This window comes from Halopseudomonas salegens (assembly GCF_900105655.1).
GTDB classification, from domain to species: domain Bacteria; phylum Pseudomonadota; class Gammaproteobacteria; order Pseudomonadales; family Pseudomonadaceae; genus Halopseudomonas; species Halopseudomonas salegens.
Genome location: NZ_LT629787.1, coordinates 390,980 through 405,661 on the forward strand (window position 1 = coordinate 390,980; position 14,682 = coordinate 405,661).

At 57.4% G+C, this 14,682-nt stretch carries 5 protein-coding genes; all 5 read left to right on the plus strand.

Annotated features, from left to right (window positions below):
- Nucleotides 1-47: 47 nt before the first annotated feature.
- Genes BLU07_RS01765 through BLU07_RS01785 form a run of 5 tightly spaced genes read left to right on the plus strand, consistent with a single transcriptional unit; the run spans nt 48 to nt 14,672 of the window.
- Nucleotides 48-8,606 carry a VCBS domain-containing protein gene (locus BLU07_RS01765; protein ID WP_092383545.1) on the plus strand — a complete coding sequence of 2,853 codons (8,559 nt, stop codon included), beginning with the start codon at nt 48-50 and terminating at the stop codon, nt 8,604-8,606.
- 10 nt (nt 8,607-8,616) lie between these two features.
- Nucleotides 8,617-9,957: an efflux RND transporter periplasmic adaptor subunit gene (locus BLU07_RS01770; protein WP_092383547.1), complete on the plus strand. Its 1,341-nt coding sequence runs from the start codon at nt 8,617-8,619 to the stop codon at nt 9,955-9,957.
- On the plus strand, nt 9,951-12,059 hold the full coding sequence (locus BLU07_RS01775) for an HlyD family efflux transporter periplasmic adaptor subunit (RefSeq protein WP_231701715.1): 2,109 nt from the start codon (nt 9,951-9,953) through the stop codon (nt 12,057-12,059). The genes BLU07_RS01770 and BLU07_RS01775 overlap by 7 nt, the downstream gene beginning before the upstream one ends.
- Nucleotides 12,060-12,064: 5 nt before the next feature.
- Complete coding sequence (locus tag BLU07_RS01780) at nt 12,065-13,990, plus strand: sensor histidine kinase (protein ID WP_231701716.1); 1,926 nt, start codon at nt 12,065-12,067, stop codon at nt 13,988-13,990.
- Nucleotides 13,983-14,672, plus strand: a complete 690-nt coding sequence (locus BLU07_RS01785) for a response regulator transcription factor (RefSeq protein WP_172830083.1) — start codon at nt 13,983-13,985, stop codon at nt 14,670-14,672. The genes BLU07_RS01780 and BLU07_RS01785 overlap by 8 nt, the downstream gene beginning before the upstream one ends.
- Nucleotides 14,673-14,682 lie beyond the last annotated feature (10 nt).

Genomic DNA, 14,682 nt, shown 5'->3' on the forward strand with positions numbered 1-14,682 from the left:
ATCGCCCGGGGCTAGCAATAGGTGCCCGTCAGTAAGGGGAAGGGAATATGAGCAAGCAGAATAAAATCGGACAAAGTGGATTTCGTCGCAAGCCATTGATCATGGCCCTGGAGTCACGCATTTTGCTCGATGGTGCGGTGATGGTTACAGCGGCTGAAGCCCTTTCAGACGTTGAGCTGCAGTCAGACGCAGTGCATGGCGAATCAGCCGAACAGAGTATGCATTTCGCCGCACCGACACCGGTCGGTCGCGAGTTGACAGTGCGTCGAGAAGTGGCGGTCATTGATACCAGTGTTGACGGCCATGAGGATTTGCTGGCTGAACTGGGTGCCTATACCGAAACCATCTTGATCGACGGTAGCGAGAACGGTCTGGAGCAGCTGGTTGCCGCTTTGCAGGGGCAGTCAGACATCGATGCTCTGCATATTCTTTCCCACGGTGAGCTGGGTGAGCTGCGCCTGGGCTCCCTGACCCTGAATGCCGATAATCTGGCGGCCAATAGCGAACTGCTGTCTACTCTTGGCCAGTCACTCAGTGACGATGCTGACCTGATGCTGTACGGCTGCTACGTGGGTGCCGAGCAACAAGGGCGTGGTTTTATTGATGCCCTGGCCGGAATCACTGGTGCCGATGTGGCGGCTTCGGATGACTTGACCGGTGCAGCACGCCTGGGTGGGGATTGGGAACTGGAGGTGGAAAGCGGAGCTATTGAAACCTTTGCCCTGACTTCAACGGATTTTGACAGCGTATTGGCTCCGACCGTGAACGCGGTGGCGGATTCGGTGATTTACACCGAAGGCGGTGACCCTGTCACCATTGATACCGGCATCAGCTTCAGTGGTGGCGGTGACTACCGTGAAGGCTATATCCGTTTTTCCGTTGAAAACCCCACCAGTGGCGACCAGTTTGTATTGCAGGATGCCGATGACGTAAATGCCGAAGGCGCTATCTCGGTGGTAGGCATTGATGTCTATCGGGGTAATGGGTCGGACCGTGAACGTATTGGCTCGATTGACTCGGTGGAAAATGGCGTCAATGGGCAGCCGCTGAAGATTCTGCTGTCCTCGCCTTTGCCCAATTCGGGCTTTGAGGAAGGCACGGCCAACTGGACATTGTCTAGTCAGATTTATGGCGACAACCCGGGTGAAATCAATTTCGATAATTACGTTATACCGCTGGCCAACAACAGTGACTCCAATAGTGTTTATAACGGTGGGACAGGTACCACAAATGTGCAAGCCTCATCCGGTAGCTTTAGTCCGCAGGCCAGTATCTCAGCAGGAACTGGTGTGGACGGTACTCAAGCTCTTTATCTGAGAAGTTCAGGAAATATAGTCAGTACTGATCAGGATCCCTTTGGCAGCTTTCAGGCCGATGGCTACGGTTCGATTCATGGCCCCTATGCCACCAGTACTGTGATTACGGTGGAGAATGGCGATTCCATCTCCCTGGATTTCAAGGCAGTTGGCAATACAGATGATTACGAAGTGTTCGGTTTGCTGCGGCGGGTGGATGGCAGTGGTAACTTTATCAGTGATAACCCGAATGATAGTGTCAATAACGTAGTGCTCTTTGCTGAACGTGGTGCTGATACAGGCGGTTTTGTCCGGGTGGATAAAACCGGTTTGAGCGCGGGTGAGTATCGCTTCCAGTTTGTCGGGGGCACATACGACGGTACAGGCGGCCTTGCTGTTGGCTCCAATCTTTACGTTGACAACATCCGCCTCATCTCCAGTCAGCAGGTGACCGATACCGTCGCCAGCAAGATTGCTTCCCAGGTGACCTACCAGAGCACGGCCGATGACACAGAGGTGGAGCGCACAATTACCATTGCTGCCAGAGACAGTGCCGGTGGTGTGGGTTCCGATACCATTACCCTGCAGGTAGAGCAGATCAACAATGCCCCATCTTTCTCGGGTGATGCTACTTTGGCTGCTGTCAATGAAGATACGCTGTCACCTGCCGGCAGTAGCGTTGGTAGCCTGTTTGATGGCGTTTTTGATGACCCGGATGAGGCGTTCACTCCACCGGATTCACTGTCCGGCATCATAGTGACCGGTGACAGCAGTGTTCCGGCACAAGGTGAGTGGCAATACAGCACTGATGGCAGCAACTGGTATGCCATTGGCGATGTCGCCGCTGACGATGGTCTGTTGCTCTCACGCGATGCCAGTCTGCGTTTTGTTCCGGCAGCCGACTATAACGGCACACCGGGTAGCCTGAATGTGCACGCGGTCGACAGTAGTCTTAACACTGTCATCTTTACCGATGGCACAAACCGGGTGTCCTTTGATACGACCGCTACCGGCGTAACCGGTGGTGAAAACGCGGTGTCGACCAGTGCCGTCAATCTGAATACCAGTATTACGCCAGTGGATGATGCCCCGGTTCTGGACCAGCCGGCGGCACAAGAGGTCAATGATACTGATCAGCTGGATACCTTTGCCGAGCTGACCGGCACGCTCTCGGCATCCGATATTGATACGCCGGACAGTGAGCTGTTTTACGGTATTGATGGTGGCCAGAGCCTGGTGGAGGATGTTGCTCTGGCGGGTAGCTTCGGTACCTTGCGTGTGGTCAGGGCGACCGGCGAATACACCTATACGCCGGATTCTGAAGCCATCAATGCCTTGACTACGGCAGAGGTCGACAGCTTTACCGTGACAGTAACCGATGGCACCACCACGGTATCGAAAACCCTTACTTTCAATATCAATGGCGCCAATGACGCCCCGGTATTTGGCACCATCACGGAAGTAGACGACACCACAACACCGCCTGACCTGAGCGGCGGTGTTGCGCCAGGGGATGGACTAGAAGTACTGGATAACGGCCTGCTGCGTTTTGGCAGCAATGCTCAGGACTCCATCAACGCCATGACCGGCATGCTGGAGCAGCCGTTCTATTATGACAATGGTCAGGATTTCAAATTAACCTTTTCAGACTATGCGCTGAATTTGGCACTGGGCGTCAATGGTGACGGTGCCAGTGACTGGAATCTGAATGGCGATGTCAATCTGGCACCCTCTTTCAGCAACATCACTGTGGACACCAGTGGGTTCAGTGGCGGTAGCGGCACTCTGGTATGGCGCGGAGAGATCACTATCAACGGTGCCCAGCTGGCAGTGACGCATGTCTACGAGTTGCCGGCTAGCTCTGCCTATGTGGAAACTCGCACCTTTGTTACCAATATTGGCTCCAGTGAGGCTACCAATCTGCGGGTATGGGTGGGTACACAGGATGACTATATTGCCGGTTCAGACATGCCAGCGAAACAGAAGGGCAACCTGGTGGGTGGGTCTTTCGAAGTCAACACGGCGACCGGTCAACAAGGGCAAGCGATCAAGGTATACAGTGATGATACGGCGGTACTGTTTTTCAGTACCTCCGAGAAAGCCGATACCATTATTGGTCGGGATTATGGCTGGACGTTGACTGATACAAGGGACACGCCGGCGATTGACCCATCGCAATCGGTCTTCGATCAGCCGTCAGAGGATGGTGGCTATGCGCTCTTTGTCCGAATGGATGACTTGGCAGTCGGTGAAACCCAGAGTTTTGACTGGTTCTACGCCGCCGGCTCAACCCAGCAGATTGACGCCATTATCGCCGAGGTTTCAGCTGCAGCCTCTGCCAATCTGGTAGAAGGTGGGCAGCTAATTGAAAGTGGAGAATACGTTCTTTCCGATGTTGATACCGGGGACGTGGTAACCCTTGCACCCAGCTCAGTCAGTGCAGGGCAGTTTGACCCACAGGGTAATCCTGTTGCGCTGGGTTCAGCCGTGCCCGATCAGGCGACATTGCTGTCCATGTTGTCGGTTACACCGACCACTGTAGTGGATGCTGCCAGTACCTCAGGTAATTTTGATTGGACCTTCGATGCCGGCTCGGAAGGATTTGATTTTCTGGCTCAGGGTGAAACACTCAAGCTGGAGTATACCCTGACTGCGGAAGATTCCTTTGGTGCCACCGCCAGCCAGGTGGTAGAAGTGGTTATCGAAGGCATCAATGATGCACCGGTGGCGCAGAATGGTTCCGGCTCACTGGGTGAGAACGAGATTTTCAGTGCCAGTGTCGCGGCAACCGATGTAGACGGTAGCATTGCCAGTTATGCGCTGGTCAGTGGTGTCACCAGAGGGTCACTGGGCTTTAACGCCAACGGTACTTACAACTTTGATCCGGGCACAGATTTTGACTATCTGGCAGAGGGTGAAACCACTGCAGTAACCTTCACTTATCGGGCAACCGATAACCAGGGCGCCGTCAGTCAGGTGGCTACAGTGACCTTGACTGTTGTTGGCAGCAATGACGCGCCTGTGGTGAGTGCAGGCAGTGGTACTGCGGCCGAAAATGACAGCCTGGCTTCCAATGTGCCTGCTGCCACCGATGTGGATGGCAGCATTGTCGGTTACCAGCTGGTGACCGATGTTGCCGAGGGTAGCCTGACATTCAATAGTGACGGTACCTACACCTTTGCAGCCAACAGTGACTTTGATGATCTGGCGGTCGGTGAAAGCAGACAGGTCAGCTTCACCTACACCGCTACAGATAATGATGGTGCAGTCAGTGCTCCGGGAACAGTAACCTTTACGGTAACGGGTACCAATGATGTGCCGACCATTTCGGCTGAAGCGGCGGCCCCTGTTAGCGAAGTCCCCGGTGATTCCAGCGCCCAGGACCTGAGCGATAGCGGCGAGATCACCTTTGACGATCTGGACACCACCGATGTAGTGGACATCACCTTTGCCGGCAATAACGACATCAGCTGGAGTGGTGGCAGTCTCGATGGCACCCTGGCCAGCGCCCTGGTCGGTGGCTTCAGCATCCCGACCACCACCGACGCAGCAGCACCGGGCAGCGTGGACTGGACCTATGCGCTGAATGACGTCGACCTGGACTTCCTTGCAGCCGGTGAGACCATCAGTTTCAGCTACACGATCACCGCGACCGACAGTCAGGGTGCCACGGACACGGATACCGTGACCTTTACCATCACCGGCACCAACGACGCGCCGACCATTTCGGCGGCAGCGGCCGATCCTGTTACCGAAGCCCCCGGTGATTCCAGTGCCCAGGACCTGAGCGATAGCGGTGAGATCACCTTTGACGATCTGGACACCACCGATACGGTGGACATCACTTTCGCCAGCAATAACGACATCAGCTGGAGTGGTGGCAGTCTCGATGGCGCCCTGGCCAGCGCCCTGGTCGGTGGCTTCAGCATCCCGACCACCACCGACGCAGCAGCACCGGGCAGCGTGGACTGGACCTATGCGCTGAATGACGTCGACCTGGATTTCCTCGCAGTCGGTGAAACCATCAGTTTCAGCTACACGATCACCGCGACCGACAGTCAGGGTGCCACGGACACGGATACCGTGACCTTTACCATCACCGGTACCAACGACGCACCGACCATCTCGGCGGCAGCGGCAGATGGCATTACCGAGGAGCCCGGTGACTCCAGCAGTCAGGCGTTGAGCGACAGTGGCGTGGTCAGTTTTGATGATCTGGATGTCAATGACACCCTGAGCATTACCGCAGTGAGCAACAACGACATCAGTTGGAGTGGCGGCACCCTGGATTCGGCCGTAGCCAATGCGCTGGTGGCGGGTTTCAGTATTCCGGCGACCAGCGATGTAGCCCCGGGCAGCATTAACTGGAATTACGACGTCGCATCAGTGAATCTGGACTTCCTTGCCGAAGGCGAGACCATCAGCTTCAGCTACGACATCACTGCTACCGATAGCCAGGGAGCCACAGCCAGCGATACGGTGACCTTTACCATCACCGGTACCAACGATGCGCCGACCATCAGTGCCGAGGCCGCTGACCCCATCACTGAAGTGCCGGGCGATTCCAGCAGCCAGGCGTTGAGCGACAGTGGCGTGGTCAGTTTTGATGATCTGGATGTCAATGACACCCTGAGCATCACCGCGGCCAGTAACAATGACATTGTCTGGAGCGGCGGCACCCTGGATTCGGCCGTGGCCAATGCGCTGGTGGCGGGTTTCAGTATTCCCGAGACCACCGGTGCAGCAGCACCGGGTAGCACCAACTGGAGCTATGACGTCAACGCGGTAAACCTGGACTTCCTCGCTGCCGGTGAAACCATCACCTTCAGCTATACCCTGACGGCAACCGACGGCGAAGGGGCGACGGATACGGATACCGTGACCTTTACCATCACCGGTACCAACGATGCGCCGACGATCAATGCCGAGGCCGCTGACCCGATCACTGAAGTGCCGGGCGATTCCAGCAGCCAGGCGTTGAGCGACAGTGGCGTGGTCAGTTTTGATGATCTGGACGTCAATGACACCCTGAGCATTACCGCAGTGAGCAACAACGACATCAGTTGGAGCGGCGGTACTCTGAATGCGGCGGTGGCCAATGCGCTGGTGGCGGGTTTCAGTATTCCGGCCAACGCTGATCTGGAGGCTCCCGGTACGCTGGAGTGGACCTATGCGGTCGGTGCGGTGAATCTGGATTTTCTCGCCGCAGGTGAAACCATTACCTTCAGTTATACCTTGACTGCAACGGATCCACAGGGTGCCACAGACACCACGACGGTCAGCTTCATCATTACCGGTACCAATGATGCACCGGTTGTTGAGGTTTCCCCGGCTGAAGTCATGGCCGAAGCTGGCGATGCCTCCGCACAAGTGTTGCGCCAATCCGGTACGGTTGGCCTCGGTGACAGTGATGTCAATGATGTCGAAACAGTCAGCTACGCGCATAACAATGATATCCGCTGGAGCGGTGGCAGCCTGGATGCTGTACTGGCGCAGCGTCTGCTGGCCGGTTTCAATATTCCGCCAACCTCTTCAGCAGATACTCCGGTCACCATCAATTGGGACTATCTGGTCAATGGCGTGGATCTGGATTTCCTTGCGGTTGATGAAACTATTACCTTCAGCTATACCGTGACGGTTACTGACAATCAGGGTGACAGTGATACCGCAGTGATTGATTTCCGCCTTGTTGGTACCAACGATGCACCGGAGATCGAAATCCAGGCCCCGCAAACCTTCGTCGAGGCAACGGATGCGGAAAGTCAGAGCCTGAACCAGTCCGGTCTGGTGCGGTTCAACGATCTGGACAGCAATGACCGCGTCAGCGTCCGTTTTGATAGCAACGATGATCTCGGCTGGCGTGATGCGACTGGCGAGATCGTAGCCAGTCTGCCGGCAGAGCTGGCCGAGCGTCTGCTGGCCGGTTTTACTGTGCCGCAGCCAAACGGTCTCGACGCACCGGGTGAATTGACCTGGCAGTACACGGCCAATGATCTGGATCTGGACTTTCTGGCAGCAGACAGCACCATCAGCTTCAGTTATACGCTCACCGTCACTGACAATCAGGGGGCATCCAGCAGTAGCGTGATCAGCCTGCTGATTCGCGGCACCAACGACGGGCCGGTTGCCGATGCGCTGGACATTGATCAGGTATGGCAGCAGGGGCGGGAGTTCGGGCTGGATGTGGCCGACCGTTTCTCCGATGCTGATCATGGAGACACCTTGACTTATGAGGTAACCGGCTTGCCCCGTGGGCTGGTTTACGATGCGCAGACAGGTGTGATCAGTGGCACAGCGACCGAGCCCGGGGTGTTCAATGTGCAGATCACCGCCAGCGATGCACAGGGCGCTTCGGTCAGTCGCAGCTTCGGCATGACGGTAACTGCACTGGTATCTGAGGCCGAAGTGCCGACACCGCCACCGGCACCGCAGCCAGCGCCTGAGGTAACGCCGCCGGCACCGACTCCGGTGGGTGATACGGGTACCGGACCGGGTTTGGATGCTGGCCTGATTTCGAACAATCCAGCAGGTAACAGCGTGATTGATGGCACCGGCTTTATGCCGCCTGGTATGCCTGATGGCGGCAATCAGGGTGGTGCTGAGCCTGCGGCCTCCATGCCGTTTGACGTGGGTGAAGCTGACGGTAGTGGCGACGACAATGCCGGTGAAGACCTTAATGCCAACTCACCTCTGGCTGGTGGCGATACCGAGGGTTCATCGGCGCCTGCAGGTGATGACGTCGTACTGCTGTCGGAACCGGGAGCAGTAGCCATCGCCACCACTGGCGCTGATGGACGCACAAGCGTACGTGCGGCGGTTGATGTCACCGTGGGTACTGATGGCGTGGTGAGCTTCACCGATGCCCAGCAGGAGGCCTTCAGTATCGTTGGTCTGACGGTATCCGGCATTGACCGGCCCGACAACGGATCAGCCCTGATCCGGATTCAGGATTCCAACTCGGCTACGTCCCTGCAGGAGTACACGGGTAGTCTGGGCTCCGGTGAGCGGCTGCCTGACTGGATCAGCGTGGACCGCAATACCGGTGCCGTCAGCATCAATACGCCGCCGGATGGCGTGCGTGAGGTGGTGGTTCGGGTGCAGGCCATCGGCAGTGATGGTCAGGTGCGCATGCTGGAGCTGAAGCTGGATCTGGATGAGCTGTTCCGCCGTGCTGTCAGCCCTGACGTTGAGATTCAGGCTGAGCCTGAGCCGGAAACCGGCTTTGTGCCCTTGCAGGGTCAGTTTGAGGCTGAGCTGCAGGCTCGTGACGGCTATGGCGATCAGTTGTTGAGTTTGCTGCGATCAACCTGAGGAGACGCGGGTGAGTGACAAGGTTGCAGCGCTGCTGGGGCTGGAACAACAACTGCGCAAGGCATCAGACCTTGCGCAGTTGTTTTATACCCTGGTCAACCAGACAGGGCAGTGCGTGCCTTACGTACAATCCGTACTGGCTCAGGGTAGCGCGCTGGATGCCTTGTCGGTGGTGGCGGCCTCGGATGTGCCGACGGTCGACTTTACCGCCCCCTATATCGTCTGGGTGGAACGGGTAATCAAATACCAGGTGGGCAGCGGGCTGGCCGCTCAGCAGGCCATATTGACGGCGGATGACCTGCCGGATAATGTGGCTGATGACTGGCGGGCTTTCGGTTTGCCGCCCTTTCTGCTCTGGCAGCCGCTGCCGGTAGAGGCGCGAGAGGGCAGCATTGCCGGTGTACATTTGCTGTTCAATGATCGCCGCTGGAGCGAGGCTGAGCTGGGTATCAGTCAGCATCTGGCCGCTTCCGCCGGGCATGCACTCTTTGCTCTGCGTCAGCAAAACCCCTGGCAGGGCTGGCGTCCGCGTTGGCGCAACCGGCGCCGTAACTGGATTATTCTGGCGATGCTGGCAGCATTGATGTTCTGGCCGGTGCGGGTCAGTGTGCTGGCGCCGGCACAGATCATTGCCCGTGAGCCCTGGGTAGCAACCGCCCCGCTTGATGGTGCCGTCGACCGGGTCATGGTTGAGCCGAACCAGGCCGTGGCTGAGGGTGAGGTGCTGGCCAACCTGCAGACCTCTGATCTGGCCAGCGCAGCAGAACTGGCTGATCAGGCGCTGCTGCTGGCCGAGGCCGAGCTGAAAACCGTGCAGCAAAGTGGCTTCCTTGATCCGCGACAAAAATCCCGTCTGGCTGAGCTGGAGACCACGGTGCGCATGCGCGAGATCGAGCGTGAGTACGCGCATCAGCGGTTGCAGCGGGCAAGTATCCGTGCCGCAGTCCCGGGCGTGGTGGTGCTGGACGACCCGGCAGCCTGGTCGGGGCGCCCGGTACAAACCGGCGAGCGGATTTTGCTGGTGGCAGATCCGCAGCGGGTGGAGATCGAGATCCGCTTGCCGGTCAAGGATGCGATTGCACTGGAAGAGCAGGCCGCGGTGCGCCTGTTTCTGGATCGGGCGCCCTTGCAGCCCTTGTCCGGACAATTGCGCCATGCCGCCTATGAGCCCAGTGAAGACAGTGGCCAGCAGATGTTCTACCGTCTGGTGGCCAGTCTGGATGCGTCTGCCGAGCCCTTGCCGCGTCTGGGTATGCGGGGTACGGCAAAGGTCTATGGTGAGCGGGTGACGCTGTTTTTCTATCTGTTCCGGCGCCCTATCACGGCAGCGAGGCAGTGGATGGGATGGTAGCGGTACGCCTGTCAGCCCTGCGTCAGGATCTCAAGTTATTGCCCGGTGCGGCAGATGAGCAGGGGGCGCCGCGCTGGCTGCTCAGTGACCGGGTGCGTAACCGTTACTTTACCCTGGCCGAGGACGCCATTGCGCTGGTGCGCTATTGGCAGCCGGGCGTGACCGCCAGCGAACTGAGTGAGCAGCTGGCGAGCCAGGGGCTGGATTACGCCGAGGAGGATATCACCGCCTTCAACGATTTCCTGGTGGCCAATAATCTGGTGCAGGCGCGGACCGACGCGGCAGTGGGCTATTTTGTCGGCAAGGCCCGAGAGGCCCGCCCGCCCTGGTGGCAATGGCTGCTGCACAATTATCTGTTTATCCGTATTCCTTTGCTGCGGCCGGACCCCTGGTTACGGCAGCTGGCTGCTTTTCTCGCGCCCTTGCTGACCTCGCGTAGCGAACGTCTGGTGCTCCTGGCCGGGCTGGTTGGTGTGTTTCTGGTATTACGTCAGTGGGATGCCTTCGTTGCGACCTTCATGCATTTCTTCAGTTGGCAAGGTCTGCTGGGCTATGGCATCACCCTGGTACTGGTAAAAAGCGCCCATGAGTTGGGTCATGCGCTGGTGGCCAGCCGACTGGGTTGTCGGGTCTCCTCCATGGGGGTGGCCTTTCTGGTCATGTTCCCGGTGCTCTACACCGATACCACCGATGCCTGGCAGCTTCGCTCCCGGGTCGACCGCCTGCGGATTGTCACTGCCGGGGTTCGCACCGAACTGTATCTGGCACTGATTGCGACCCTGCTCTGGAGCTTGTTGCCCGATGGTGTTGTGCGCAGTGCGTGTTTCTTCGTCGCTACTACCAGCTGGGTGACTTCGCTACTGATCAATATCACCCCTTTTATGCGCTTTGATGGTTATTTTGCCCTGTCCGACCTGATGGGAGTGGAAAACCTGCAACCCCGTGCCTTTGCCCTCGGCCGCTGGCAGCTGCGTCGCTGGTTGTGGGGGCTGCAGGACCCCGCGCCTGAGCCGCTGCCCAGACAGCGGGCGCGCTGGATGATTCTGTATGCCTGGGGGACCTGGATTTATCGCTTTTTCCTGTTTATCGGTATTGCCTTGCTGGTTTACCACTTTTTCTTCAAGGTTTTGGGCATACTCCTGTTTGTCGTTGAAATTATCTGGTTTGTTCTTATGCCTGTGGCCAAGGAAATGCGTGTCTGGTGGGAACGGAAGGCGGACTTTTCCTGGTCCTGGCGCCGACGATTCTTGCTGGCAGTGCCGGTTATGCTGCTGCTCTGGCTGGCCCTGCCGTTAGCGGTTGATGTACAGGCGCCGGGCCTGCTGAAAGCGCAGCAACACCAGCGCGTCTTTGCTCCTGAAGCCGCCCAGGTGAGCGGCCTGCAGGTATCTCTGGGGCAGCGGGTTGTTGCGGATCAGGCGCTGCTTGAGTTGACCTCCCCGACGCTGGAAGAGCGTTGGCAGCTGGCCAGCCAGGAGCAGGCGCTGCTCGCGGTCAAATTACAGCGCCAGGCGGCCTCGCTGGAAGAAAAGGCTGCGCAGACGGCTAACCGACAGCGTTATCAGCAGTTGGAAGAGCGTCTGCGGGCGCTGGCGGAACAACGCGAGGGTCTGACTCTGCTTGCTCCCTTTGCCGGGCAGATCAGTTGGCTGGAAAGCCTGCAGCCCGGCCAGTGGGTGATGGCCGATCAGCCCCTGTTCAGCGTCACCCAACAAGGCAGTGCCCAGCTTGAGGCCTTTGTGCCCGAGCGTTATCTGGAGCTGCTGGAACCCGGCCAGCAGGCATTTTTCATTGCCGATCATGGGCAGCTACCCCGACTGCCGGCAGAACTGACGAGCATCGATCTTGGCGCCCTGCATGTGTTGCCCTATGCAGAGCTGTCCTCATTGTCTGGTGGGCCTATTGCGGTGCGGGCCGGGGCGCAGGGTTTGCAGCCACAGGATGCCTATTACCGGGTGCGCTTCGAGTTGCTGGATCCGGCTGTCGATCTCAGTAGCCTGCGCCTTACCGGCGAGCTGCTGATCAAGGGCAAGTCGCGCAGCTGGCTGGGCTTGCAGCTTCGACGTGTGCTCTCGGTATTGGTCAGGGAGGGTGGTTTTTGATCAGAGTGCTTTGCGCCCTGGCATTGCTGGTACTGGTATGGTCTGAAGCAAGCGCCACAGTCACAGTGCTGGATCAGCGTGCGCTGACGCTGGATAGCGGTCAATTGTCAGTGCTTGAAGACCCAGGCAATGCAATGGATCTTGCGGCTGTCATGCAGGCCTATGCTGCCGGTGACTTCATCCCGATTCCCGCTGGGCTGTCGGCCGGTTATAGCGATTCGGCATTCTGGATCAGTGCGAGGGTGCTCAGGCCGGCAGATGCAGCGCCCTTCTGGGCGCTGATGGCACAACCCTCCTACCTTGACCAGGTAGATGCCTACTGGCTGCAGCATGGCCGGCTGGTAGCCCACTGGGCTGCCGGTGACATGCAGCGAGACACGCAACATGACCTGCATCCACGGTTACACCTGGTCGGCGGCGAGTTGCCCACGGGCGAGCTGCAGTTGCTGGTCAGATTAAAGACAACCAGCACCTCTATTCTGTTGTTGCAGTTGATTCCGCAGGAAAAGCTGGCTGCAGTGTTGGACAGCCGGGTGTTTTCCGAGGGCTTTTTTATCGGTTTGCTGGTTGTCATCCTGCTGATCAATCTGCTCAATGGCTTTTGGTTGCGCAAGTCGATATTTCTGTACTTTGTTGCCTATGAGGCAGGCCTGATCAGTGTGGTTTTACTTGCTTCTGGTCTGATTGAGAGCTGGTTTGTATCGGTGGATTCGGTCACAGCCAACAAATGGATGCAGTACGCGCTGGTGATCAATGGATTTCTGGCGTTTGTTTTCTTCTATCGTTTGCTGAGTTTTGTCAGTCGCTACCGACGCCTTATTGCCTCACTGTTCATGTGCGGAATAGGGTTGGTGGCTTTGGCACTTTTTATGGTGCTTCAGGAGCGCTTTACGCAAGGTATGGCCTATGCCAGCTGGGGGCTGATGGTCCTGCCACCCCTGGTTATCTTGCCGCTCGCACTGCAGTGGCGAGTGTTTGATAGCGAGCAGATCGCGCGCGTATCGGGTTTTCTGGTGTTCAGCCTGCTGGTTGTGGCCAATGCTCTCTATGTCAGCGGACTCATTCCAATGTCCCGCTACAGCATCATGATCGCGCCATTGTTGATACTCTCATGTCAGTTAATCCTGCACTTCGTATTGATGTTCAGTGTGCGCAAATCAGAACGGGTGCTTGCCCAGACTCTATTGGAGGCACGTCAGGCGGAAGATCAGGCCAGCCTTGAACGGCAAACACGCAAAATGCACGAAACCTTTACGGCGATGTTTTCCCATGAAGTGCGTACCCCTTTGGCCATTATTGACAGTGCCGCTCAGTCCTTGCTGCGCCTGGAGGACAAGGCGGACGCCAGGCGGCAGCGAGAATTACGTGTGCAGCGTCTGCGTGATGCGGTGAAGCGTATAGGCGATCTTTTGCAGATCAGCATTATGCGCAATCGCTTCGATCCGGCCGGGGATGAGGCAAGTATCGGCCATGATTATGACCTGCTTGCCCTGACAGAAAAATTGATCGACAGCTTCCCGGCTCTTCAGCAGGAACGGATACGCTTCAATACCTCTTTGAGTGAGTTGGAACTGCACACGAGCATTCCCGAAGAGCTGCTGGGTGTAGTGCTGCGCAACCTGCTGGACAATGCCCTGAAATACAGTCCCAGCCTGTTTCCGGTTCAGGTCTATATTGCCCGGGAGGAAGGTGGGGTGTGCTGGGCAGTTCGCGACTTCGGGCCGGGGCTGAGTGAGCATGTGCGCAAGCATATGTTTGATCGCTATTTTCGTGCCAATGAGGGTGCACAGGTACCAGGTCTTGGCCTGGGTTTGTATATTGTCAATGAACTGGTCTGGCGCTATGCATTGAAACTTGACGTTGATAGCGGTACGGAAGGTACCCGGATAGCTTGTTATATCCTTGATGCTGAGGAGGGCGACAATGCATGAAAGCCATCGCATTGCGGTACTGGAGGATAACCCTCCCCTGCGAGAAGAGTTGCTTGATCTGCTGAACGATCAGGACTGGCAAGCGGTGGGCTTCAGTAGAGCAGCCGATTTCATGCAGGCACATCGAGCCAGTGCCTTTGATGTCTTGCTGCTTGACCTTGGTCTGCCAGATGCCGATGGACTTGAGGTGGCACAACAACTGAGTCGGCAACAGGATCCAATCGGGATTATCATTCTCAGTGCCCGTGGCAGCCTGGATGACCGTGTACGCGGACTGATGGATGGTGCTGATGCCTATGTCGGAAAGCCGTTTGAGCATGCAGAGCTCTTGGGTTACATCACTGCCTTGCTACGTCGCAAGAGGCGGCAGCAGACTGAAGGCGCATGGTGTTTACAGCCCTCACGGATGCAGTTGTTGAGCCCGGAAGGGCGTATTGCTGTGGCGCTGACGGTTCAGGAAGTGCGGCTGATCAACGCCCTGGCAGCAGAACACCCCGAATCACTCTCGCGACAACAGATGATCCATGCTTTGGGTGAAGACTATCGCCTGTACGATGAGCGCCGTCTGGAGAAGCTGGTCAGCCGTTTGCGGCAAAAGTTGCTTGAATACTGTGATGACTGTCCGATCAAGGCGGTTCGCGGCAAAGGGTACATTTTTGCTGAACTTATCCGTAGCGAATAGCTGGCAGGTC

Coding starts and splice junctions, on each gene's coding strand:
- BLU07_RS01765 (WP_092383545.1), top strand. CDS start 48: ATGAGCAAGCAGAATAAAATCGGACAAAGTGGATTTCGTCGCAAGCCA.
- BLU07_RS01775 (WP_231701715.1), top strand. CDS start 9,951: ATGGTAGCGGTACGCCTGTCAGCCCTGCGTCAGGATCTCAAGTTATTG.
- BLU07_RS01785 (WP_172830083.1), top strand. CDS start 13,983: ATGCATGAAAGCCATCGCATTGCGGTACTGGAGGATAACCCTCCCCTG.